The sequence below is a fragment of the Psychrobacter aquimaris genome (assembly GCF_016107525.1).
GTDB lineage: Bacteria > Pseudomonadota > Gammaproteobacteria > Pseudomonadales > Moraxellaceae > Psychrobacter > Psychrobacter aquimaris.
The window spans coordinates 80,788-103,834 of the sequence record NZ_JABASR010000002.1 but is presented as its reverse complement, the minus strand read 5'-3'; the positions used below and the strand labels follow the sequence as shown (position 1 = coordinate 103,834).

The following is a 23,047-nucleotide window of genomic DNA, read 5'->3' as shown; positions in this document are numbered from 1 at the left end:
AACGCTGTTTTTTAAATTTTATTGTTATAAATCAATATTTTTATTAATTCTCGTTATTTTACACCGGCTTGTAGCAAATCATGTACCGTAATAATCGCTTCTAAACGGTCTTCGTCGTCAATGATTAGCAACTGACTGATGCCATTTTCATTCATTACACTGAGCGCATCTGATGCGCGCATGGTCTTGCTAATGCACCGTGGATTGCTGATCATTACTTCACGCATCGGTGTTTGCAAATCGATGCCTTTTTCTAGACCACGGCGTAGGTCACCATCTGTAAATACCCCAACCACCTTATCATTATCATCGGTCACCACCGTCATACCTAACCGCCCAGCAGACATAGTGAAAAGCGCTTCTTGCAGGGGTGCTTGCTGATGAATGAGCGGTAAATCTTCTGATCTAGTATGCATTAAATCTTCAACTCGCGTTAGCAGCTGACGACCTAATGCGCCTGCTGGATGCGATAATGCGAAATCTTCTGAGGTAAAGTTGCGCGCATGTACTAAGGCAACGGCTAATGCATCTCCAAGTGCCAATGTCGCCGTGGTACTAGAGGTAGGAGCAAGATTAAGTGGACAAGCCTCTTGCGATTTACCAAGCGTCAATACAATGTTAGCGGCACGAGGTAACATACCGCGCTTATCACGGCTAATACTAATCAGTGGAATATTTAGATGTTTGACCACTGGCAGCAGCATCTTAATCTCATCGGACTCACCAGAGTTAGAGATGGCAAGCAGTACATCACCTTTTACCAACATGCCTAAGTCGCCATGCCCTGCTTCACCAGGATGCATAAAAAAGGCTGGCGTACCAGTAGAGGCAAACGTCGCCGCTATTTTACGCCCAATCAATCCTGACTTACCCATACCAGTGACCACGACTCGACCCTTACAAGCCAAAATAATATCGCAAGCTTGCGCAAATCTATCGTCTATCTGCTCTGTTAGTAAAGCCAACGCCGATATCTCAGTATTAATCGCTTCGATAGCCTTACTGATAAATTGCTCATGGGTTAGATTGATTGGGGTATTACTCATGGATTCGCTCTATTTTATAATGAATCAATCACGTATTTTACTATACTATGCCCAATATTAATAATAATCTGCGAAACCAATCGCTAACAGCTCTGCACGTAATCTCAGACCATTATTATACGTTTATTTATACAAAAAAAACCCACTATAAAAAGCAGGTTTTGATCGGACAAATCATATATTAGTAATACACCTTCGATAATGAATCTTGCTTTCTAACCATTGTTATCATTAGATTCATCGTTTGACTTATCCTCAAAACCCGTATTGTCTGCTGGATTTTCGAAGCCACGGTCTTGACCAAAACCGCCGCGCTCAAAGCCGCGATCCTGACTCTGACCAAAGCTACCACGCTCAAAGCCACGATCTTGACCTTGGCTAAAGCCGCCACGATTAAAACCACTACGACTAGACGCAAAACCGCGCTCTTCAAAGCCACCTGTACTGGCAGGATTACTACCACGCTCAAATCCGCCGCCTTGATAACCTGCTGGAGCAGTGCTTTGCGGTTGAGTGCTAGTACCTGTCGTTGTCGTACTGCTACGTGGATTACGTGCTGGCACGACGGTTGAGATAGCGTGTTTGTATACCATTTGACTGACTGTATTTTTGAGCAATACAACGTACTGATCAAATGATTCAATCTGACCTTGCAGCTTGATACCATTGACCAAAAAAATAGAGACAGGAATGCGATCTTTGCGCAGCGAGTTCAAAAACGGATCTTGTAAAGTTTGTCCTTTTGACATGAGAGCTCTCCTAAATATTATTAATTATGTTTTAGTGCCAATTATTTTAAGTGTTAATTTAATTATAATGGCTAACGGCAGATACAATAATAAATTTTCTTTATAAAACGTATCTAAATAAACGCTAATTGTTCTTAAGTGATTCCACTTTATCGCGAATACATTATTATTGTAAATAATTAAGTAACTAGTTGTTTCATTAGTTATTCTTATCAACAAACGTCAATTAATATTGATTAAATACACAGTTAGGCTAATACCACACCTACTATTTTGATGAATGTAAATTATAACAGCTATCTACAATATATTTTGATACTAATTGTCATTACTTTCTAATAGTTGTATAGAGCTTTTTGCAACACTGTGCTTTCAGTACACAATACCGTATTTATAAGGTATTAACTCGTACCAGATTTTGAAACGCTGGTAGTTTTGCTATAACTGATAGCTTTAGTATCATTGATAGCTTTAATATAAATAGTCTCTTGCCTGTGCCATCGTCGTAAATGTTTTTACCACCATATCGCGGTCTGCAGAAGAATCTTTATCGCTAGATGCATCTGCTGCTAACGCCATATCTATGGAGGTATTAGGCAATTGCATGACTTTACGTAACCATGTGTACTGTCGTTTTGCCAATTGTCTTGTCGCATATAATGCCTTATTTTGCATTTGCTGACAAGCAAGCACCTCGGTCTCGCCATCAGATAAGCTTGATTTATCTGATGACTGAAGCACCCCAAAAGCACTGTAAAATTGTGCTTTGTCTAGATGAGATTGTTCAAAGACTGGGTGATTGATATGTACTAGGTATTCTAATACTTGTCGATAACCCACACAGCGCATGGATGGCAGGTTTGGTGTTAAAGGATAGCGCTCCAGCAGACCAATGACCTCAGTCACCAACCCATCATTCCACATGATATCTAAACGCTGCTCGATACGTGTATGTAACCATGGACGATCAGGCATGACTGTCAATGCATGCCATTGCTGATTGGGGTTATTTGCCAATGCTTTCTTGGGCTTTCGCTGCCAGTCACTTATAGGGATGTCAGTTTGCAGATAGACTTCAACTGCTCGGGTGATGCGCTGAGTATCAGTCGCATTAAGGCGCTCATGGCTGATAGGATCTATCTCACCCAAATAGTCGTAAAGCGCACTAATGCCTTCATCTTGCCGCCACTGCTCCACACGTACGCGAACGCTATCATCACTGTCAGGTACTGGAGATAGCCCGTCTAATAACGCCATGTAATACATCATAGTGCCGCCTACCAGCAAAGGTATTTTGCCATTCTCGTGACAGCTATCAATCAAACGGGCAACGTCATTCACAAATTCAGCGACGCTATAACTCTGCATAGGATCGATAATATCAACCAAATGATGTGGATAACGCCCCAACTCAGTAGCTGTTGGTTTTGCCGTACCGATATTCATATCACGATATATCAGCGCTGAATCTACTGAAATTAGCTCATAACGCCCTGTATCATATAACTCATAAGCCAGTGCAGTCTTGCCACTTGCTGTCGGCGCCATCAAACACACCACGCTATTATCCGCTAAATTGGAGTTTAGGCGATAAGATGAGCTATCAGATGAAAGTTGCATAGAATTGCCTTTATTAATGATATTAGTAGCAATAAATAAATTTGAGCTGTGTCATTGCTAAAGTTTGCTTATTAGATTTTTGTCGTTATAGCTATCTTGACTCAGGCGCAGATAATAGCATCAATGTTGCTAATTGATTACCATCTATAGCTTTGATCGCATACTGAGTCAGTAACGCGTCGATATCCGCCAAGAACACCATTAAGTCTTGTTTTGACATTTGCATACTCACGGCAGCAATTTGCTGATTAATGTCATCTGCACCGGGCAACAATTGATATTTTTTATATACTGTATTGCTAAGTAAACTTGACTCAAATAACGAACCAATCTTTGATTGCCAATCCTCTGCACCAATCAGTACACATTGGCTTTGATGATAAAACAACAACCAAGGCAGCGCTTTATCCTCAATATATTTCGTGCCAACAGATTCAATTAACACCTCATTTAAATGAGTAACAACATCTAAGCAATAAGGCAAAGATGTCGAATGTATAGCGATATCTTTGGTGTTTTGACTTGTTTTCTCAGAAACATTTGATGCGTTTAAGGTTTGAGGCGAATACCTATTTTCTGACAACTGATAGGGTTGCTTGGGCGCTTTTACCTGCTGGCCTTTGCTTGAATGAATGGTCGTTGATATCTTTGGAACTACAGTAGCGAATACGTTATCGATAGACAGATTAGTAGCTAGTATCTGGGCATTATTTAATATTCGACTATCATCAGTAGAATTGATCGGCTCTGTAGCTACTACCGTCTTAAGTTTTGTCCGAATCGCATGGCTTACATGCGCCATAATATTATTGAGCGGACTTATTTTAATGCGCTGTTTAGATGGATGCACATTAACATTGAGCCACTGAGTGGGCAAATCAAAATAAAGCGCATAGCCAATACCTACCAACTGAGCAGTTTGGGCAAGTTGGCGTAGCTGATTGCTTATCAATGCTTCTTTGACCAGTCTGCCATTCACATAGATTAACTTTGGTAAGGTATCCTGCAAATCAGTGATAGGCCATAACCAACCATTAACGCTTGCTTTATCGCCAAAACCACTATTAGCATAATCTCTGGATGGCTGCATTAAACTGGTGAGGTCTATCACTATTTCTAACGCCTTCTTGGTCAACGGCAACCCAGTCGCTTGCTCAAGACGTGATAATGGCAAAGGATGGACATTATTGTTGCCATTAGTATTTGTAGAAACAGCACTTAAAGACTTTGAATTTGAAAGCCTTGTAGTTGAAGACATCGTACTTAAAGACATCGCACTTGAAGAAAGTGACAGCCGTTTTTTATTGTCATGAAAGAGCGTCAGTGCCACATCTGCGCGCGCCAAAGCCACTTCGCGCACAATCGTTTCAATATGACCGAACTCCGTCGCAATAGATTTCAAGTTACCACGGCGGGCTGGTACATTAAAATATAAATCCTTAACCGTAATGCTCGTACCACGATGATGTACAACTGGCATGAGCTTTGCCGCATCATCTAACACACCGGCGACTTGCAACTGGCGACCAATGCCACTGTCGTCATGGCTACTGGTTAAGGTCAGCCGAGATACTGCCGCCGTTGCTGCCAATGCTTCCCCGCGAAATCCCAACGTCGTAATACCATGCAAATTAGCCACATCCGCCACTTTACTGGTTGCATGACGAGTAATTGCCATGACCATATCCTCGGGATGAATGCCCACGCCATTGTCGACCAGTTCAATCATACCCATGCCGCCTTGAGTAATATGTATCTCAATATTGGTCGCACCAGCGTCAATGGCATTTTCTAATAGCTCTTTGACCACTGCTGCTGGGCGCGTCACTACCTCACCCGCTGCCAATTGATTGATGAGCAGCGGCGATAGTTTTTTGATGCGAGTATGAGAATGATTGTCTGACATTTGTGGCATTAAGAGGTATCGTTGTTTTACGTGGTAATAAGTAGTGCTAGCAGATATCGATGACTTATATTGAATGTATAATTAAATCTTAACAGAGGATAAATCCAAGTCTTGCGCTTGCCCAACCTTCGATAGCCGCAGCTCAACTTGACGAGACTCATTATCCTTATCATTGCTAGCAGCTTGCGTCATATCGATAAACAAGGTGGGCGGCGGTAAATAGCTGTCCGCACGGCTTGCCCATTCGATGATAACCAACGCATTTGGCTCATCCAAATATTCATCAAAACCGATAAAAGATAACTCTTCTGGGTCTTGCAGACGATACAAATCAGCGTGATAAACTGGATTGACTGAGCCGTCTTTTTGCTCGATGTTATAAGGCTCGACCAAAGTATAAGTTGGGCTTTTGACGGCACCTGTATGCCCTAACGCCTGCAACCAATAGCGAGTCAGAGTAGTTTTACCTGCCCCTAAATCACCTGCTAACCAGACACTACCTGTCAATGGCAACGCTGCCAATTGCTCAGCCAAACGCTGAGTGTCAGATTCTGTATGCAGTATCAACGTCTTAGTGTTTTGGTCTTCTGTTGTACTATTAGGCATCAGGTGTACCTGCCTGCACTTGCGGCTGTACCTGCATCGTCACAGATGGATTAACAAAGCTTTCACCGCGAATCAGTTTGGCATATAGCTCAGGGTCGTGCCACTCGGTACTGACTTGGTCGCTGAACTCGAACGCTTCTAAATTAAGCTTACCCATTTGCTCGTTCGCCACATCATCAGCAAAGCACTGCGCGTAACCGGTAGCAGTTTCGTGTGCAATCACCGAATAAACGCTGACATCAGATTCACCGTTTTGCATTTGGGTTTGTTTTAGAATTTCTTGCGCCCAAAAGAATATCACGCGTGAGAACTGCTCTGCCGATGGCGATACCGGCAAGCTTATCCAGCGCGCACTGAATTTTTTACAGGCAGCGACATACTCAGGGTCGTCTTGATTCCAAAAACAAATCGCATGATCAAAGCTATCGATAATATCCTTGATAGACGATTTTAATAAGCCAAAATCATAGACCATTTGCCCATGATCTAAGCGCTTAGCCTCAAGAATCAATTCAATCTGATAGCTATGACCATGGATAGAGTGTTTGCAGCGCTCAGAGCTACAATTACGCACAATATGCGCATTTTCAAATTTAAAAAGTTTACGGATACGCATAATAATCAACCAAAACAGTAAGCATTTTTATGCTAAATATGAATATATTAAAAGTTTGCCGCTACGACTTATCGGCTTGTGCCTTATTATAGCAAATCGTGATGTATCCGTAAGTAAGCACTTATTAATAGCAGTATTGACTAAATAAATCCATGGCATCGAAAATCTACTTATAAAACCCATTTATCAAATAAATTTTTAGAAGTAGCATCAAACAAGGGATGGATACAGGATTGACTCGAATCGTAGGTGAATTGTGCTAGCGCTATCTATTGCGACACCTTAAGCATATACTCATTGCAGTACGCACTATTTGCGTCATCAGCATTAACCTAACCTTTAAGCCTGTTTGTTTTGGTTTTAAAGGTATTAAGGCTTATCTCAAGAGGAAAAAACCATGAGTAAAGGTCAAGACAGTAAAAAGAACGTAAAAAAGAAACCGCTATTAACGGCAAAAGAGAAAAAAGCCGCTAAACAATCTAAGAAAGATGACAACGGTAGTATCTTAGGTAAACACTAATATTCATTGCATCAGTATACTGCTTGCAACTATGCCAATCGAACCTCAAAGTTTGATTGGCATTTTTTATGCTAGGTGCGGTCTTTATGCTAAGTACTGCGCGGTGCAAACATGATAATTGCCATGCCTAATAGCGCAACTGCCGAGCCCAATATATCCCACGTGGTCGGCCTGATACCGTTCACCGTCCACAACCATAAAATCGCCATCGAGATATAGACACCGCCGTAAGCCGCATAGACTCTACCAGCTGCGGTAGGATGTAAAGACAACAGCCAAACGAAAGCAACCAAACTAAGTACGCCAGGGACAAGCAGCCAAATCGACTTACCTTCTCGCAGCCATAGATAAGGCAGATAGCAACCCGCAATCTCTGCCAATGCGGTTAGCGCAAACAGTCCAACGGTTTTTAATTCAGTCAAACCTATGACTCCTCGATCGTGATAAAGCCTGTCATATACTTAACGGCATGACCAGAAATAAACACTCTGTCATCAGCGACCACACAGTCTAAAACCCCGCCGCGACGAGATGCTTGATAAGCGACCAAGTCATTTTTACCCAAACGCTCAGCCCATAATGGTGCAAGCCCTGTATGAACTGAACCCGTCACTGGATCTTCATCGCCACCATTGGCTGGCCAAAAATAACGTGAAATAAAATCATAGTTTTTGTAGTCAGCAGACATAGCCTGACAAGTCACCACCACATCTAAAGGCGCAAGCTGTTTTAGCTGCTCGTTATCGCGCGCTACTGTTAATACGTCAGATTCAGCATTATAAACCACGAAATAGGCTTGAGCATTTTTATAGACCTCAACTGGTGCAATAGATAGTCCTGCAAGCAAACTATCAGGAATATTGTCAAATTTTTCAGGCTTAGTATTGGGAAAGTCCATTTGTATCTTGCCATCGTCTGTTTGCACAATGGTCAATATACCAACCGCTTTAGCTGAAAATTTAATACATTCTAAATGAGGGTTTTTGTTAAATAACACAAAGGCAGATGCTAGCGTTGCATGTCCACAAAATGCAATCTCAGTGAAAGGTGAAAACCAGCGGATGTGATAAATGCCTTTATCATCAGCAACAATAAAAGCCGTCTCAGATAAATTATTCTCAAAAGCGATAGACTGCATCAAATCATCAGACAACCAATTTTCCGTAATAATAACTGCCGCTGAATTTCCTTTAAAAATAGTATCAGTGAAAGCATCGACGACATTAATTTCTAGTTGCATTTTATATCCTCATTTTTATGATTTTTATGGTGTTACTAGGGTGCGTCCTCATTTTAAAAATGGTGAAAAAAATGAGATAAATTGCCACCAAACAAGGAAAATAGCGCAAATAATATCGAGATACTCATAAGCTATTTAACGAAGTTTGGCAAAATTTAGCCATTTTTAGCCCATTTAGATAATGCTTGATTGAATTGAGGACATGCCCTAGCAATATCAATCGACAATAAATAGTTTAGCACCCATCTTAGTTGACGAACGATGCGCAATCGTATTGTCCGCTACTTGATAAGTCATGCCCGCTGTTAAGGTAAAAGTACGACCATCTTTTAACTCAGTGTTCAGCTCGCCCTCAACACAGAATAAAATATGCCCTTTATCGCACCAGTGATCGGCAAGGTAGCCCGCGGAGTACTCAACCATATGCACATTGATATTGTTAAATTCGCAAGTCTTCCAGTACCCTGTGCCAGTTTCACCTTTGTTTTCTACCGCTTCCACTGTCGTCCAATCGGTAATAGCAAAAGGTATATTTTTCATTTCCATAACGTCATCTCCCTGATTTTAATGCTCATTCATTTATCACAAACATCTTTACTTACTATACCTCAAATCCAGCGCCGCACTTTATTTAGATAATCCTGATAAGTTTTACCGAATTTTCGTGCCATCATCCGCTCTTCTGGCTGGATTTGAAAGCGCGTCATATAAAGTATAAAAATGGGCAGTAATACAAACGCCAGAAAGTGAGAAAGATAGAACGCCCAGCCTAATAATATCAGCACCAGACCCACATACATCGGATTGCGGCTATACTGATATACGCCGCTGGTCACTAAACTAGAGACCTTCTCTAACGCTTGCGGATTGGGCGTGGTCTGAGCTATTCTAAATTGAGTCACACCCATAATACCTAAGCTCAGCCCTATCACACCCAAACACCCTGCCAGTGCAGTTGAGCCGTTGAGTGAGAACGTCAAAGTAGGAACCATTTTAGAGACACCATACATAGCAGCTGCGGTAATAATGACTTGGGCCACTGGAGGGACTTTAAGTACTAGAGCATTCATGATTAGACCTTATAGCGCGTTAAACGACAAACCTGAACATTCAGTGCTCATGATACCTGCTAACTATTTTCGTTTTAATTTTTGACTTTTATTTCTTTACTATTTAAACAATCACAAAACGATTATTCTTACCTTTTAGATGGCTTTATCATTTATTTTTATTCTTTACTCTCTAACCATATCACTGTATTTATACGGTTAACGGGGATTGTTATTTATCAAAATAACGCCATTTATGTAAAGTAAAAACATATATAAAAATATAATACCTCATAGAGTATTATGTCTTAAAGTTGTCTTTAAATTTAAATGAGGAAACTGGCATCATGATGCGTATCGGATTGTTCTTATTAACCAACTTAGCGGTGATTGTGGTATTTAGCATCGTGTTTGGTATTTTATCCAGATTCTTTGGGATTGGTGGCGTACATGGCGCGGGCGGACTAAATTACACCAGTCTTGCCATTATGTGCGGCGTATACGGCATGGTTGGTTCGATAGTATCACTATTTATCTCGAAGTGGATGGCCAAAAGATCAACGGGGACGGTGGTTATTGAAACGCCAAGCAATGCCACTGAAAAATGGCTGGTAGATACGGTCGCTAGACAAGCGCGAGCGGTAAATATCGGCATGCCAGAAGTGGGGATTTTTAATAATTCCCAGCCAAACGCGTTTGCCACAGGCTGGAATAAAAACAAAGCATTGGTCGCTGTTTCATCTGGCTTATTGCAAAGCATGACCCCCGATGAAGTAGAAGCGGTATTGGCACATGAAATTGGTCACGTTGCCAACGGTGATATGGTCACACTGGCACTCATTCAAGGTGTAGTGAATGCCTTTGTGATGTTCTTTGCACGTATTATTGGTAGCTTCGTCGATCGGACGGTGTTTAAAAATACCAGTGATAGCCCAGGTATTGGTTACTTTATCACGAGTATTGTGATGGATATTTTGCTTGGATTTTTGGCGTCTGCCATCGTAATGTGGTTCTCGCGTCTACGCGAATTCCGTGCGGATCAGATGGGAGCAAAACTTGCTAGCAAAGACAAAATGATTAGTGCGCTTGATGCCTTGCGTCCTTCTGAACAGCGTCCAGATCAAATGCCCGAGAGCATGAAAGCGTTTGCTATTTCATCAGGACAGTCTACGGGCTTTAGTATCGCAAACCTTTTCCGCTCACACCCAACGCTTGATGACCGTATTGCGGCGTTGAGAAATTATAATCCTAGTGAAGGGTGATGGATCAAATAGTTAATTTGCTAGTTGTTAGCAGGTTAACTATTTGATTTTTTCAACGCAGAGAAAGTATGAAAAAAATTAATTACTAACATCTATATCGGTGGTTAACTCTTCATTAGATGCATTTCTCAACTGGGAATCCTGTTTGTCAAGGCTGTTTTCAAATACTTGTTCAATATCAGAAATACTTGGTGATGATAGCGTCAGCGTTAATGCTAGGCCAAAAACGCCAACAATTGCACTTACTATGGTAATTAAGCTATTAATTTTAGTTTTCTTTTTTAAACTATCTCTTTCTTCAATTAACTCAGAATATTTCACTAAGTGACTTTTTATAGGTTGAATAATAAGTTGATGAGAATCACTATCAGTCATTTCCATTTGTTTTTCAACTTGAATTAGAGCTAATTTTAAATCTTCAGGAAGAGAATTATAAGGATCTATTTTATCGATATCATCTAGAACGCTTTCAAGCTTCTCAGCACCCTTATCGGAGAATTTATTAGAATAAATTTCTAATATTAGCAAATGAACTTTGAAATCTTTGAGACCCAATCCTTTACCAATTCTTAATAATTTTTTGTAAGATATACTTTCACAATCTGAATTTAAGATACTATCTACTGATTTTTCAAAGCTTGCTTTTGCGATACTATTTCTTCTCTTGTCTTTTACTGAGATTATTAAAAATAGGTATATCATTAAAATTATATATATTGAAAATATATACGGCGCAGAAGATTGTATAAAATGATCAATAACCCTGAGACCTTCCATAAACTTCCTAATTTTTTAAATTATTGACATAGGTGCACCCAGCACACTTATAAAATAGGTATCGATATAAATTGTTTCGCTTTTTTTGGATATGCAAATTCAAGTGTACTCGAATAGGCTCAAACAACGATAGATAGTAGCAAGAACGCGATGTCACCGCTAGCCCTGAGAGCCGTAAAAAATTGCACTACAACTTTAGGATAATAGCGGATGGCAGGATCAGCTCCCCTACCTCCTCGTAAATTTAACGTAAAAACCCAGACATAAAAAAAGCCTATCTTTTATAGATAGGCTTTTTTGTTGGATAAACTTACTGATTAAATATCAAACGCTAACGCTCTGTCGCCTTCGCTATCTTTGATACGCGTTGGCAGACCAATCTTATTCAGCAGATTGATAAATGGCTTGGCATCCAGCTCTTCGACGTTAACCATCTTGCCAGCATCCCACTCACCAGTCGCGACCAGTATGGCAGCAGCAACGGGTGGTACGCCTGCGGTATAAGAAATACCTTGGCTACCAACCTCATTATAAGCATCTTTATGATCTGAGATATTATAAATAAACACTTCGGTATCAACGCCGTTGATTTTGCCTTTGACTTTGTCACCGATGCAGGTCTTGCCCGTATAATTCGGCGCAAGAGAGCTTGGATCTGGGAGAACCGCTTTGACCACTTTTAACGGAATCACTTCTTGCCCTTCAGCAGTCATCACCGGCTGCTCAGAGAGTAGGCCCAAACTTTGTAGCACAGTGAATACATTAATATAATGCTCACCAAAGCCCATCCAAAAACGGATATTTGGTACGTCTAAATTGGCGGATAACGAATGCACTTCATCATGACCACTTAAGTAACTGTTTTGCACGCCAACTACTGGTAGATCGTCAGTACGTTTTACTTCGAACATTTTATTAGACTGCCACTTGCTATCCTGCCAAGAATAGACCGTACCGGTAAATTCACGGAAATTAATCTCAGGATCGAAGTTAGTAGCGAAATATTTACCGTGGCTGCCAGCATTGATATCAATGATATCAATATCAGTCACCGAACCTGCATCCATCATGTCATAGCCGAGACGCGCATAGGCGTTTACCATACCGGGGTCAAATCCTGCCCCTAAAATCGCCGTGACATTATTGTCCGCACAGCGCTGTTTACGCTGCCATTCGTAATTGTCATACCATGGCGGCGTCTCGCAAATCTTACGCGGATCTTCGTGGATAGCGGTATCAATATAGGCAACACCTGTCTCGATACAAGCTTCCAATACCGTCATATTCACAAATGCCGAACCGACATTGATGACGATCTGAATACCCGACTCTTGAATCAGCTGTATCAGCGCCTGAGTATCCATAGCATCCACTTGGTGCGTATGCAATACCGCAGGCTGCTTGAAGCTATTTTTTTCTATGACGCTTTGGGCGATGGCATCACATTTATCTTGCGTGCGCGAGGCAATATGAATCTCGCCAAGGACATCGTTATGCATCGCACATTTATGCGCGACTACTTGGGCGACACCGCCTGCACCGATGATAAGTACATTTTTTTTGCTAGATTTGGTTTTTTGGTTTGTGTTCAATGAACAATCCTCCTTTGTGTCTCTGTCGATACCATCGATAGTGGCGAGTCAAAACAGAAACGAGTGAATGATATGCGTGAATTAAAAAGGAAGACCGAGGAAAACCCACGCACCCGTCGGGCAAAGCACCATTTGATTGCTGGTTTTTGCCCGTGGCGATTATAACAATTTTTATGACGTCATCGGTAAAAATAATGCATAAAAAACAGACGGGTTAAAGTCATCTAAAAACAGACTTAAGTCTTTGTTTTTTAAAATCCAAACTAATTTACTGAAACAATTAAATCAAGACAAGCTGGCTTTGTAATCTTGATAATCAAAATTGCGCTGCACATCTATACTGCCATCTAGACGACGAATCACAATTGCTGGCATATTAACACCATTGAACCAGTTTTTTTTCACCATGGTATAACCTGCGGCATTACCAAATGCGATCTTATCACCTACTTGTAAATTGTTAGGTAAAGCATACTCACCAAAGATATCGCCTGCCAAGCAAGAACGGCCATAAATAATGGTGTTGTCTGACATGTTAGCTGTTTTAGCCATATCAACAGGTGAGATATTCATCGCTTCTTCGTTAATAGCCGCAATGGGTGCGGACTCGCGATAAATTAGCAAATCCAGCATATGTGCTTCGATAGAAGCATCGACGACAGCTAAGTTTTTTTCATTATGCATGGTATCTAAGACGGTCGTAACCAGTGACCCAGCACCATGGATACTTGCCTCACCCGGTTCAAGATAAACTTGCACACCATATTTTTCACTAAAGCCTTTTAATCTGTCAGCCAGTTTTTCTAGTGGATAATCAGGCGCGATAAAATGAATGCCACCGCCCAAACTCACCCACTCAAGCTGCGCTAAAACATCACCAAATCTGTCTTCGATATCCGCCAAGCTGGCACTAAAGGCTTCAAAGCTGTCATTTTCGCAGTTGTTATGAATCATAACCCCAGTGATGTCACCAAGTACCGCCGCAATCTTGTTTTTATCATGTTCACCCAAACGGCTAAAAGGACGCGCAGGATCAGCGATAATAAACGAGGAATTACTGGTCTTAGGGTTTAAGCGCAGTCCAACTGGTATGTTTTTTGCCGCCGCTTGACCTTTAAAAGCATTTAATTGTGAAATAGAATTAAAAATAATTTTATCAGCATAGCTCAACACTTCATCGATTTCATCAGCGCTATAGGCGACGCTATAGGCGTGGGTTTCTTTCTTATCTTTGCTATTAGCATCGGCGTTATTACCAAAGGTCTCATAGCCCAAACGCACTTCATTGAGTGACGATGAGGTTGTGCCATGCAAATAAGATTGCATCACATCAAACACGCCCCAAGTGGCAAAGCATTTGAGTGCCAATAATGCTTTAGCGCCTGATAGCTCACACAGCCGCGCGATAATCTGCATATTGGCAACGATTGCCGCTTCATCAAGCAAATAATAAGGCGTGGGCGGTAGAGATGATGGGGTCGTTTTTAGCGAAGTTTTTGCATTCATAAGAGGTTACCTAATAGCTGCGGTTGGCATCATGACAGACATAAATATTTGCGCTATAGTAGACTAAATTCATCATAATTAGAATATCTTATGTCACTATCAACCGATTATTCCACCGCTACTAGCCAAACCCATTCATCGCAGCTCGACCCAAAAAACATTCATTTAGAACATCTTGAGGCTAATGCGCGTGCAGTATTGGAGTTTTGGTTCGACAAAGACAATGAGCAATATTGGTTTGCCCAAAATGATGACTTTGATACGCAGATAAAAGATAAATTCGGTGATATCTGGAAAGCTGCTAAGCAAGGTGAATGTGTGACGTGGCGTAGCGCAGACGCGCCAACCGATAGTAATAGCTCAATCACGGCATTGGCAGGAAGACTAGCCGAAATTATTGTCTTAGATCAGTTTTCGCGTAATCTGTGTCGCGAACAGGCCTGTGCTTTTGCCCAAGACGGTATGGCACTAGTCTTAGCACAAGAAGCCATTCAGCAGCCATACTTTGATACCTTACCAATGCAGTGGCGCCGTTTTATGATCATACCGTTTATGCATTCTGAGTCAGCGCTGATTCACGATCGTTATTTACCACTATTTAAGCAGTTAGACGATGCAACCACGCTAGATTTCGAAAATCAACATAAAGATATTATTGAAAAATTCGGTCGTTATCCGCATCGCAATGATATTTTAGATCGTGAGTCAACGGATGCAGAAGAAGCCTTTTTACAGCAACCGAACTCGTCATTTTAGAGCGTATATATTTATATAGTTGATTAAAATATAGGGGCTTCAACTTAGAGAAGTGTAAAGTACAAGGCAACCGAATGTAGTTATATACGATATATCAAGCGAGGTGAATGCCGAACTCCTTTATTGTGTAATGAATTGACTATAATAATCAAACACAAGGGCTGAATCAGATAACTGGTTCAGCCCTCTCTAATGACTTCCTGACGGGTGCAAAACTACGTCTATGCGCAGATAATACGCCGTATTTTTCGATCGCCTCCATGTGTGCACGTGTTGGATAGCCTTTATGTTTGGCGATACCATACTCTGGATGCTCAGCATCAAGCGCATACATGGCTTTGTCACGGCTGACCTTGGCCAATATACTGGCGGCAGCAATGCTGGTATGACGCGCATCGCCCTTTACCCATGCTTGGCAATCAATAATCGATTTTTCTATACCCAATTCAGCGAGCATGGCATGATTTAACTCGGGGCAGCGATTACCATCAAACAAAACTTCGACCTGCCTCATAGAGGTGACAAAATGATGGGCAATGGCTTCCAACAACACTTCGGTACATAAGCGCATACCTAGCATCGTCGCTTGCAAGATATTTACTTGATCGATAACCGCTGCTGGGATCTCAGCGACAACATAACCAATAGCATGCTGCTGAACCAATGGATAAAGGCGGTCACGCTTCTTTTCACTCAGCTGTTTGGAGTCCGTCAAGATAGATAATGGCGTGTCTTTTAATGGCTGCATCTCAATCAATCCTGACCAAGTTTCAGGCAATATCGCAGCAGCCACATTGACGCTACCGAGCAACGGCCCACGTCCTGCTTCATCAACGCCTATTTGTAGCATTGACTGCTGTAATCCTTGCTCCACATTGATCGGATACTGAGCGATTAGCTCACCAATATTTAACTGACCCGATAAACGGATAGGCTCAACTAGTTGTAGATATTGACCTTTGATATCAATTTGCTCAATACTTATTTCAATCGGTGTGACAGAGTTGTCGGTTTGGTACTGGTTATTCATAGGGTCGCGGTGTCTTTGTTATTAGGTATCATTGTTATTAATAGAAAAAGGAGTGATCGCAATCGATGATGGCTTAAACCCGATATTTCTCTTGGATAAACCACTGCTCAATCACACTATTAGCAGGATCATGATTACTCTGCTGTTGTAATAAGTGCTTGGTGGCTACTAGATCTTTTAATTGCTCAGCATAGGCTCGCGGTTGCAGTAGCCGCATGACCGTACGACAGATATTGTCACCACTCGCCTGCTCTTGAATCAGCTCAGGAACGATTGCGGTATCAGCCAAAATATTGGGCAGCGCCACATAAGGCACTTTGACCAAGCGTTTGGCAATCTGATAGGTGAGCGTATTTAATTGATAAACCACCACCATTGGCCGCTCTAGCAGCATCGCCTCTAGCGTTGCAGTGCCAGAGGCCAGCATCACAATATCTGAGGCTGCCATCGCTTGTTGACTAAAGGCTGGCTGGCTATCATCATAGACCACCACGATGGCAGCACGCAGTTGCTCTGAGCGCTGATCAATAACATCTTGGACGATGTATTGGTGATTCTGGTCGACGGTCGGAATGATAAAGCACAGCTTGGGGTCGAGCAATATCAACTTTTGAATACCATCTAACATCAATGGCAAAATAGCCGTGATTTCACCACGACGAGAACCTGGCATCACACAAATAAGCTGGCTGACATCGTCAAATCGTTCAATAAAAAATTGCTGCAAGCCGTCATTGTGCCAAACCAGCTCACTACGACGCTGATTGATCGGTGTCTCTAATAATGTTTGATCGATAGTACGCAATAGCGGATGACCAACACATATTGCTGGATGGTTATGGCGCTCATAAACGGACAGCTCAAAGGGGAACAAACACAACACGAGGTCGGTCGCCGCTTTGATATTATGAATACGCGACTCACGCCATGCCCAAATAGAAGGACTGACATACTGCACGCAGAATACGCCTTGCGGTTTTAATTTTTTAGCCACTCTAAGATTAAAATCAGGCGCATCAATGCCAATAAACCAATCAATCTCAGCGGCTTTAAATGCGCTTAATAATTCACGGCGAGCTTTAAGTAAGTCAGGTAATTGCGCCATGACTTCTACCAAACCCATTACCGCCAAACGCTCCAATGGAAAAATGCTTTGCAGCCCTTGCGCTTTCATCTTTGTACCACCAACACCGACCCACACAATATCATCGCGTAGATTATTCATTTGCTGCATGAAGTCTGCACCTAAGCTATCACCTGACACCTCACCTGCGACGATACCGATAACCAATGGCACAGTCTGTAATTCAGCACCTTGAGGCTCAGTCTCTGTTTGGTCTATAAAATTATGATATTGATCAGGTGTAGCAGAATCTGTCATGACAAGCTCTCGATATGAAAAAATACAATAAATGCATATAAAATAAAAAAATGATTATTATAAAATATGACACATAAAATCTGCGCGAAAGCTCTGTGACGCATAAGCATTCGCTATCCTCACTATTTTATCGTCATACCCTTTATATTGTCATCATACGTGACGATGATACAAATAGCTAAATTAGCTGATAAAAACCAAAAACAACCACTTAACAGGTTAACCCGATTTTCTTTATGGACAGAGAAGTTGAGTCACCATCTTACTTGTTGAAGTTCTCATATACGATTGCCGCTGAACAAGTATAACTAAGTTTTGGTTTCCTCATTCCAGTTATCAGTCAATTAACTGCGCGACTGCCCTTGTCAACCAACACTTTTGTCCGCATAATGAAACTCCCTATAAATCAGCTAGACGATATATAACCATGACAACATCAGTTACCCATAATGCAGATATTGACGACGTGAATATTGAAAAGTTCATTCCTTTGATCACTCCCGCTGAGCTAAAAACTGAGCTACCTTTATCAGATGAAGCCTATAAAACCGTATTAAACGGTCGAAATACCATCCAAAACATCTTGGACGGTAAAGATAAGCGCCTATTTGTGGTCATTGGCCCCTGCTCTATTCATGATATCAAAGCCGCTCACGAATATGCTGATCGATTGGCCGTATTGGCAAAAGAAATCGAAGATAGCGTGTTTGTTGTGATGCGCGTATATTTTGAAAAGCCACGCACAACCGTTGGCTGGAAAGGCATGATTAATGACCCTGATATGAACGACAGCTTCGATATCGAAAAAGGTCTGCGTACTGCCCGTAAGCTACTGCTCGATTTGAATGAAAAAGGTCTGCCTTGCGCCACCGAAGCACTAGATCCGAATACCCCGCAGTACATGCAGGATTTGATCAGCTGGTCAGCGATTGGTGCACGTACCACCGAGAGCCAAACGCATCGTGAAATGAGTTCAGGCTTATCGTGCCCAGTAGGTTTTAAAAATGGAACAGATGGCGGCATGACAGTCGCTGTTAACGCAATGCAAGCCGTAAAAGAAGGTCATAGCTTCTTAGGTCTGTCAGCAGATGGCAAGGTCTCCATCATCAAGTCTAAAGGCAACCCTTACGCGCACGTGGTACTTCGCGGTGGTAACGGCAAACCCAACTATGACGAGACTGCGGTTGCGCAAGTGGAAAACGAGCTGGCAAAAGGCAAAACCAATAGCAAGATTATGATTGACTCAAGCCATGCCAACTCAGGTAAAGACCCGTATCTACAACCGATGGTTATCCAAAACGTTGCAGAGCAAATTCAAAACGGTAATAAATCAATTATCGGCATGATGATTGAGAGCCATCTAAAGGGCGGCAATCAAAAACTAACGTCTGACTTGAGTCAGCTTGAGTATGGCAAGTCTATCACTGATGGTTGCTTAGATTGGGATAGTACGGTCACTGCCCTATATAATCTACGTGATATGGTCAAAGACGTTTTGCCTAACCGTTAATATTGACAGTCCCTCATCACGATAAAGATCACTCTATCGTGATAAGTTGCTCAGCAAAAATCCCGTCTGACATAATATGTCAGACGGGATTTTTTATTCTTTAACTTATCAAGTTTAATTTTTTAAACTTAACTGATAAAGTATTGCATTTTATGCACTTACTGCACCTTCATTTGCCGCACCTAAAACACTGTTTAAACTTTCAAGTACGTGCTTAGAAGAGGCTTTCTTTTGCAACTCAATCAACCGCTCATGCGCCATCTGACGACGTGGCTCAGCCAAGGTATTCCAGCGTGCTAGCACTTGCAATAAGCGCGACGCCAAAACAGGATTAGCATCATCCAACTTTTTAATCACACCAATATAAAGGTCTAACCCTTCTACCGTCCATAAGGCCGTCGGCTGCGAGGTAAAGGCGCTGACTACTGAACGTACACGATTGGGTGTATTCCAATCAAAATCTGCATGCGCAAGCAAAGATTGAATAGTATCAGCGGTGACGGTATCAGCAGACGCTTGCACACTAAACCATAAATCGATCACCAAATCATTATTTTGGAAGCGATTATAGAAATCCGCCAAATACTCATCAGCATTTAGCAGTTGATGATTGACCATCGCTTTTAACGCGCCGAAGCGCTCCGTCATACAACTAGCATGATCATACTGCTGCTGCGCCCATTCATTTGCGCCATCGACATTCGCGGTCAGCGCCATATCGAGCACTACATTACGTAAGGCACGGGTGCCACGAGCTTCGGCACTATCTTCATAAGCCTGCATAGGTAACTGCTTATAAAGCTCAGCCCATTGATCGTTTAGCGCCTCTGCAAGCTGTTGATACAAGTCGTCGCGCTGCGCTTTCACCAATACTGGATCGTAATCTTTATGAATAGCAGACGCTAACTCTTGCGCTGATGGGATATCAAGCAACCGTGCAGCAAGCATTGCATCATCAGCCGCTAATACTGGTAATGTCTGTGCCAATGCTTCCAGATACACATCAGGACTGCTCTTCTCGCCTTGTCCTTGTCCTTGTAGCAAGATACGATTGACCAGCATCTGCGTCACTTGCCAGCGGTTAAAACCATTGGTTTCATGTTTGAGCAAAAATGCCAAATCTTCATCTTGATAATCATAATTGAGCTGTACTGGCGCACTAAAATCACGTAGCAAAGAAACAACAGGCTCGCGCGCTATGTTTTCAAAGGTAAAGGTTTGCATTGCTTGATCGAGGAGAAGCATACGCTCAGCCACAATGTCACCAGTGTCTTTATCAAATAGCGCAGTCGCTACCGGAATAGGCAATGGTTTGGGCGCATCAAAGCCACTGACGTGACGGGTTTGCTGACTTAACGTAATGGTCAGTGTCTGCGCTGCATGGTCATAATGTTGATGACCAGACACCATTGGTGTGCCCGGCTGACGATACCAGTCGATAAAGCTTTCAATCTTGCTATCAGTAATACTAAGCGCTGATAAAAAGTCCTCAACGGTGACTGCTTGCCCATCATAACGGCGAAAGTACTCATCCGTGCCTTTGCGGAAGTCATCTGGTCCCAACGTATTGGCAATCATGCGAACAATTTCAGCGCCTTTCTCATAAACAGTCGTCGTATAAAAGTTATTAATCTCAACAAAACTCTCAGGGCGTACAGGGTGTGCCAGTGGCCCTGCATCCTCAGAAAACTGATGAGCACGTAATGTCGCCACATCATCGATACGCTGTACGGCACTCGACTGCTGATCCGCTGAGAATGATTGATCGCGGTAAACAGTAAAGCCTTCTTTTAAGCACAATTGAAACCAATCACGGCAAGTGATGCGATTGCCTGTCCAGTTATGAAAATACTCATGGGCAATAATGGCTTTCACACTAAAGCTACGCGCATCCGTCGTCGTCTCAGGGCTGGATAACACACAAGCGGTATTAAAAATATTCAGACCTTTGTTTTCCATCGCGCCCATATTAAACTGACTCACGGCAACAATCATATAGCGATCTAAATCGTAGGCGCGACCATAATTGACCTCATCCCATTTCATCGAATCTTTCAACGCTTGCATACCGACATCACATTTATCGATATCAGCAGACTTTGCGTATATTTCCAGCAACACCTCACGGCCTTCGCTGGTGGTATAAGAATCTGTCAATACGTCTAAATCAGCGACAACACAGGCAAATAGATAGCTTGGCTTCTTAGTTGGATCATGCCATATCGCATAGTGACGATCTGCTGTCCCTGACACTTCACCCGCTTCAACCAAGTTACCATTGGCCAACAGTGTTGGATAACGTTTATCTGCCTCAAGGCGCGTGGTAAATATCGCTAGCACATCGGGGCGGTCTGGATAAAAGGTAATTTTACGAAAACCTTCAGGCTCACACTGAGTAACAAACATCGTCTCATCACCACTGCCCGCCATATAGAACCCTTCAAGGGCAGTATTAGTTTGTGGACAAATACGTACTTGGATTTCTAATACAACCGCATCAGGTGCATTAGTAATCGTCAATGTGCCCGCTTGTTGTTTATAATCCTCAGCCGTCAATGGCTTACCATTCATCGTAATGGTGAGCAGTTCCAACTCTTCACCGAATAATACGAGATCTCCTGCCGTTTGACGTACCATCTTCAGGGTGCTGTCTACCTGTGCATGATCTTCGAACAGCTTAATATCCAAATCAACCGTTTCCACATCAAAGCTAGGTTTTTGGTAATCTTTTAAATTAATTTTACTTGGCGCATGCGGTGGCACATCTGGCATGTCAGGATTAATAATTTGAGCATCAGTTTCAGCAATAGACATGGGTATTCCTATTATTATTTATGGCAAAAAACATATATGGTAAAAAGCATGATAAGTTAGGTTAAGATCGGTCATCAATTGGCACAATTTTGTATGACCATTAGCATTATAGCGGCATCTTGCTACATTGACCTAAACTGCCATATTTCAAGAGCAGATCTCAAGTTTATTATGTTCATTGTCCGTTATATTTATCAAAAGGCGATGGCAATGAGAGAGTCGACACATCAAAAGAGCGGCATAATTAGCATCAATCACCAATTGGATAATCGCGATTAAAATGATTTAATAAGGTCACTGATGACCAACACTCGATAAACGGCCTATTATATGACAAAGAAAACTGCCAGTCGCTCAGACATCACGTTACCATTACTGATAGATTACGTTGATGCGCTTCTACCGTCACTAGACATTCAAGAGAACACCTCAACAACGATTGAATCTGCTAATAACGACCCTGAGCTACTGTGGGTCGTCCCAGACCCAAATGCACGGTTAGCATTAACGACACTGCTAAAAAACACCAAGGATCTACAAATATCGACAATATCAGAGCTCAATCAACGACAACTACCTGAACGTTATGAGCTCGCCTGTTTTTGGTTGCCCACACTATCACCAGAGTTGCTACAGCATTATATTCCGCTGCTCATGCGCTATCGGGATCTTTATGCGGCACACCTGCTCATCGCCCTTGATGACACCCTGGATTTAAAAGCTTATGGCTTTACCCCATTTGATATCTTGCATCAGCCATCTTTAGAGAGCGATAGTATCAGCCAAACAGAACAACCTTTACCTGCAAACTCCTCATCAGTATCCGCCACACTTTGGCAGTTCAATTTATATGATTATAAACAGCTCCCAAACTGGTTGAATGCGGATTATTGGGCAAATCCTGAAAATTGGGGTAAGCATCGATGGTAGTACATCCCATATCTATCTGTAACTTCTAGCATTATTTACAGTAATACTACTTACATAAAGTAACATTTAGTATATGATAGATAGCAATTGCCTAAGTTTTATCGTAAGCAGTTCAAAAAACAATTTTAATTAATTAA

Annotated in this window: 21 protein-coding genes; 5 read left to right on the top strand and 16 right to left on the bottom strand. The window is 42.0% G+C overall.

Features of this window, described 5'->3' with window-relative positions; genetic code table 11:
* Positions 1 to 53 precede the first annotated feature (53 nt).
* From JFC10_RS02455 to JFC10_RS02430, 6 genes are all read right to left on the bottom strand, one after another.
* Positions 54 to 1,046, bottom strand: coding sequence for a KpsF/GutQ family sugar-phosphate isomerase (locus JFC10_RS02455; protein WP_198331527.1), 993 nt, complete (start codon positions 1,044 to 1,046; stop codon positions 54 to 56).
* A gap of 215 nt (positions 1,047 to 1,261) precedes the next feature.
* Positions 1,262 to 1,795, bottom strand: a complete 534-nt coding sequence (gene hfq, locus JFC10_RS02450; RefSeq protein WP_193013118.1) for an RNA chaperone Hfq — start codon at positions 1,793 to 1,795, stop codon at positions 1,262 to 1,264.
* Between the two features lie 471 nt (positions 1,796 to 2,266).
* Positions 2,267 to 3,415: a tRNA (adenosine(37)-N6)-dimethylallyltransferase MiaA gene (gene miaA, locus JFC10_RS02445; protein WP_198331526.1), complete on the bottom strand. Its 1,149-nt coding sequence runs from the start codon at positions 3,413 to 3,415 to the stop codon at positions 2,267 to 2,269.
* 91 nt (positions 3,416 to 3,506) lie between these two features.
* Entirely contained in the window at positions 3,507 to 5,330 is a 1,824-nt protein-coding gene (gene mutL / locus JFC10_RS02440) for a DNA mismatch repair endonuclease MutL (RefSeq protein WP_320157975.1), read from the bottom strand.
* 72 nt (positions 5,331 to 5,402) lie between these two features.
* The gene (gene tsaE, locus JFC10_RS02435; protein ID WP_198331525.1) at positions 5,403 to 5,927 is read right to left on the bottom strand and encodes a tRNA (adenosine(37)-N6)-threonylcarbamoyltransferase complex ATPase subunit type 1 TsaE; all 525 of its coding nucleotides are present in this window, start codon (positions 5,925 to 5,927) and stop codon (positions 5,403 to 5,405) included.
* A complete protein-coding gene (locus JFC10_RS02430; protein ID WP_193013122.1) occupies positions 5,920 to 6,543 on the bottom strand; it encodes a 6-pyruvoyl trahydropterin synthase family protein in 624 nt (207 codons plus the stop codon). Before JFC10_RS02430 ends, tsaE begins: the two co-directional genes overlap by 8 nt.
* 397 nt (positions 6,544 to 6,940) lie before the next feature.
* Here JFC10_RS02430 and JFC10_RS14985 point away from each other — a divergent pair, with 397 nt between their 5' ends.
* Complete coding sequence (locus tag JFC10_RS14985; protein WP_020443648.1) at positions 6,941 to 7,063, top strand: hypothetical protein; 123 nt, start codon at positions 6,941 to 6,943, stop codon at positions 7,061 to 7,063.
* Positions 7,064 to 7,152: 89 nt separating this feature from the next.
* Here JFC10_RS14985 and JFC10_RS02425 read toward each other — a convergent pair whose 3' ends face one another.
* From JFC10_RS02425 to JFC10_RS02410, 4 genes are all read right to left on the bottom strand, one after another.
* Complete coding sequence (locus tag JFC10_RS02425) at positions 7,153 to 7,485, bottom strand: YnfA family protein (RefSeq protein WP_198331524.1); 333 nt, start codon at positions 7,483 to 7,485, stop codon at positions 7,153 to 7,155.
* A 2-nt stretch (positions 7,486 to 7,487) separates the two neighbouring features.
* Positions 7,488 to 8,303, bottom strand: a complete 816-nt coding sequence (locus tag JFC10_RS02420) for a PhzF family phenazine biosynthesis protein (protein ID WP_198331523.1) — start codon at positions 8,301 to 8,303, stop codon at positions 7,488 to 7,490.
* 216 nt (positions 8,304 to 8,519) lie between these two features.
* On the bottom strand, positions 8,520 to 8,849 hold the full coding sequence (locus tag JFC10_RS02415) for a DHCW motif cupin fold protein (protein ID WP_198331522.1): 330 nt from the start codon (positions 8,847 to 8,849) through the stop codon (positions 8,520 to 8,522).
* A gap of 62 nt (positions 8,850 to 8,911) precedes the next feature.
* Entirely contained in the window at positions 8,912 to 9,373 is a 462-nt protein-coding gene (locus JFC10_RS02410; protein WP_198331521.1) for a methyltransferase family protein, read from the bottom strand.
* 326 nt (positions 9,374 to 9,699) lie between these two features.
* Between JFC10_RS02410 and htpX the strand changes: the two genes are divergently transcribed.
* The gene (gene htpX, locus JFC10_RS02405; protein WP_198331520.1) at positions 9,700 to 10,614 is read left to right on the top strand and encodes a protease HtpX; all 915 of its coding nucleotides are present in this window, start codon (positions 9,700 to 9,702) and stop codon (positions 10,612 to 10,614) included.
* Positions 10,615 to 10,692: 78 nt separating this feature from the next.
* On the opposite strand, the gene JFC10_RS02400 is transcribed toward htpX, so the two are convergent.
* The 3 genes from JFC10_RS02400 to JFC10_RS02390 form a co-directional block, all read right to left on the bottom strand.
* On the bottom strand, positions 10,693 to 11,391 hold the full coding sequence (locus JFC10_RS02400; RefSeq protein WP_198331519.1) for a hypothetical protein: 699 nt from the start codon (positions 11,389 to 11,391) through the stop codon (positions 10,693 to 10,695).
* 317 nt (positions 11,392 to 11,708) lie between these two features.
* The gene (locus tag JFC10_RS02395; RefSeq protein ID WP_198331518.1) at positions 11,709 to 12,983 is read right to left on the bottom strand and encodes a saccharopine dehydrogenase family protein; all 1,275 of its coding nucleotides are present in this window, start codon (positions 12,981 to 12,983) and stop codon (positions 11,709 to 11,711) included.
* 285 nt (positions 12,984 to 13,268) lie between these two features.
* A complete protein-coding gene (locus JFC10_RS02390) occupies positions 13,269 to 14,489 on the bottom strand; it encodes a carboxynorspermidine decarboxylase (protein WP_198331517.1) in 1,221 nt (406 codons plus the stop codon).
* A gap of 90 nt (positions 14,490 to 14,579) precedes the next feature.
* Here JFC10_RS02390 and JFC10_RS02385 point away from each other — a divergent pair, with 90 nt between their 5' ends.
* A complete protein-coding gene (locus JFC10_RS02385) occupies positions 14,580 to 15,245 on the top strand; it encodes a DUF924 family protein (RefSeq protein ID WP_198331516.1) in 666 nt (221 codons plus the stop codon).
* 166 nt (positions 15,246 to 15,411) lie between these two features.
* On the opposite strand, the gene JFC10_RS02380 is transcribed toward JFC10_RS02385, so the two are convergent.
* Entirely contained in the window at positions 15,412 to 16,275 is an 864-nt protein-coding gene (locus JFC10_RS02380) for a ribonuclease HII (protein ID WP_193013132.1), read from the bottom strand.
* A gap of 73 nt (positions 16,276 to 16,348) precedes the next feature.
* Positions 16,349 to 17,656, bottom strand: coding sequence for a lipid-A-disaccharide synthase (gene lpxB / locus JFC10_RS02375; protein ID WP_198331515.1), 1,308 nt, complete (start codon positions 17,654 to 17,656; stop codon positions 16,349 to 16,351).
* 427 nt (positions 17,657 to 18,083) lie between these two features.
* Between lpxB and JFC10_RS02370 the strand changes: the two genes are divergently transcribed.
* Positions 18,084 to 19,166 (top strand): 3-deoxy-7-phosphoheptulonate synthase, encoded by a 1,083-nt coding sequence (locus tag JFC10_RS02370; protein WP_198331514.1) that lies wholly within the window; start codon positions 18,084 to 18,086, stop codon positions 19,164 to 19,166.
* Positions 19,167 to 19,316: 150 nt separating this feature from the next.
* Here the strand turns inward: JFC10_RS02370 and pepN are convergent, their stop codons facing one another.
* Complete coding sequence (gene pepN, locus JFC10_RS02365; RefSeq protein WP_198331648.1) at positions 19,317 to 21,938, bottom strand: aminopeptidase N; 2,622 nt, start codon at positions 21,936 to 21,938, stop codon at positions 19,317 to 19,319.
* 372 nt (positions 21,939 to 22,310) lie between these two features.
* On the opposite strand from pepN, the gene JFC10_RS02360 reads away from it, so the two are divergent.
* Positions 22,311 to 22,910 carry a DUF6231 family protein gene (locus JFC10_RS02360; protein WP_198331513.1) on the top strand — a complete coding sequence of 200 codons (600 nt, stop codon included), beginning with the start codon at positions 22,311 to 22,313 and terminating at the stop codon, positions 22,908 to 22,910.
* Positions 22,911 to 23,047 lie beyond the last annotated feature (137 nt).

What these genes read in the sequence shown, in the direction of transcription:
- JFC10_RS02455 (WP_198331527.1), bottom strand. Translation starts at nt 1,046, where the DNA reads ATGAGTAATACCCCAATCAATCTAACCCATGAGCAATTTATCAGTAAG.
- hfq (WP_193013118.1), bottom strand. Translation starts at nt 1,795, where the DNA reads ATGTCAAAAGGACAAACTTTACAAGATCCGTTTTTGAACTCGCTGCGC.
- miaA (WP_198331526.1), bottom strand. Translation starts at nt 3,415, where the DNA reads ATGCAACTTTCATCTGATAGCTCATCTTATCGCCTAAACTCCAATTTA.
- mutL (WP_320157975.1), bottom strand. Translation starts at nt 5,330, where the DNA reads ATGCCACAAATGTCAGACAATCATTCTCATACTCGCATCAAAAAACTA.
- tsaE (WP_198331525.1), bottom strand. Translation starts at nt 5,927, where the DNA reads ATGCCTAATAGTACAACAGAAGACCAAAACACTAAGACGTTGATACTG.
- JFC10_RS02430 (WP_193013122.1), bottom strand. Translation starts at nt 6,543, where the DNA reads ATGCGTATCCGTAAACTTTTTAAATTTGAAAATGCGCATATTGTGCGT.
- JFC10_RS14985 (WP_020443648.1), top strand. Translation starts at nt 6,941, where the DNA reads ATGAGTAAAGGTCAAGACAGTAAAAAGAACGTAAAAAAGAAACCGCTA.
- JFC10_RS02420 (WP_198331523.1), bottom strand. Translation starts at nt 8,303, where the DNA reads ATGCAACTAGAAATTAATGTCGTCGATGCTTTCACTGATACTATTTTT.
- JFC10_RS02415 (WP_198331522.1), bottom strand. Translation starts at nt 8,849, where the DNA reads ATGGAAATGAAAAATATACCTTTTGCTATTACCGATTGGACGACAGTG.
- JFC10_RS02410 (WP_198331521.1), bottom strand. Translation starts at nt 9,373, where the DNA reads ATGAATGCTCTAGTACTTAAAGTCCCTCCAGTGGCCCAAGTCATTATT.
- htpX (WP_198331520.1), top strand. Translation starts at nt 9,700, where the DNA reads ATGATGCGTATCGGATTGTTCTTATTAACCAACTTAGCGGTGATTGTG.
- JFC10_RS02400 (WP_198331519.1), bottom strand. Translation starts at nt 11,391, where the DNA reads ATGGAAGGTCTCAGGGTTATTGATCATTTTATACAATCTTCTGCGCCG.
- JFC10_RS02390 (WP_198331517.1), bottom strand. Translation starts at nt 14,489, where the DNA reads ATGAATGCAAAAACTTCGCTAAAAACGACCCCATCATCTCTACCGCCC.
- JFC10_RS02385 (WP_198331516.1), top strand. Translation starts at nt 14,580, where the DNA reads ATGTCACTATCAACCGATTATTCCACCGCTACTAGCCAAACCCATTCA.
- JFC10_RS02380 (WP_193013132.1), bottom strand. Translation starts at nt 16,275, where the DNA reads ATGAATAACCAGTACCAAACCGACAACTCTGTCACACCGATTGAAATA.
- lpxB (WP_198331515.1), bottom strand. Translation starts at nt 17,656, where the DNA reads ATGACAGATTCTGCTACACCTGATCAATATCATAATTTTATAGACCAA.
- JFC10_RS02370 (WP_198331514.1), top strand. Translation starts at nt 18,084, where the DNA reads ATGACAACATCAGTTACCCATAATGCAGATATTGACGACGTGAATATT.
- pepN (WP_198331648.1), bottom strand. Translation starts at nt 21,938, where the DNA reads ATGCCAGATGTGCCACCGCATGCGCCAAGTAAAATTAATTTAAAAGAT.
- JFC10_RS02360 (WP_198331513.1), top strand. Translation starts at nt 22,311, where the DNA reads ATGACAAAGAAAACTGCCAGTCGCTCAGACATCACGTTACCATTACTG.